General features: G+C 38.8%; 1 protein-coding gene. It reads left to right on the forward strand.

The window, feature by feature from the left end:
* Nucleotides 1-102: 102 nt before the first annotated feature.
* On the forward strand, nucleotides 103-303 hold the full coding sequence (locus OQ279_RS18675) for a cold-shock protein (protein ID WP_266071376.1): 201 nt from the start codon (nucleotides 103-105) through the stop codon (nucleotides 301-303).
* The last annotated feature ends 200 nt before the right edge of the window (nucleotides 304-503 follow it).

Below are 503 nucleotides of genomic sequence, written 5' to 3' on the forward strand. Positions count from 1 at the left end.
GTTCGGTGTAAAGGATAGTAAGATTAGCTTTTCGTCTTGATGATCACTGAGTGCAAGGATAGTACCAAATTGTGTGCAAAGCACACAGCAGGAGGAAACATAATGGAACAAGGTAAAGTAAAATGGTTTAACGCAGAAAAAGGTTTTGGTTTCATCGAAACTTCTGAAGGTCAAGACGTATTCGTTCACTTTTCAGCTATCCAATCTGAAGGTTTCAAAACTTTAGAAGAAGGTCAAGACGTAACTTTCGAAATCGTTGAAGGTAACCGTGGACCTCAAGCTGCTAACGTTACAAAAGCATAATTATTGCTAACATGAGGTGATGCATGAAAGCCATGCATCGCCTTTTTATTGCACTTTGAGAACATAAAATGATCAGCTGAGAGAATACCAACACAGTGCTGATTTTTAGGTTAAGTATAAGTGCAAGCCTCTGGCATCGCCTTTCAGGCTCGCCAATCGGCAAGTTTTCTATAATAAGATCTTTGACATAATATTTTGTC

The sequence above is a fragment of the Salinimicrobium profundisediminis genome (assembly GCF_026241755.1).
In the GTDB taxonomy this organism is placed as follows: Bacteria; Bacteroidota; Bacteroidia; order Flavobacteriales; family Flavobacteriaceae; genus Salinimicrobium; species Salinimicrobium profundisediminis.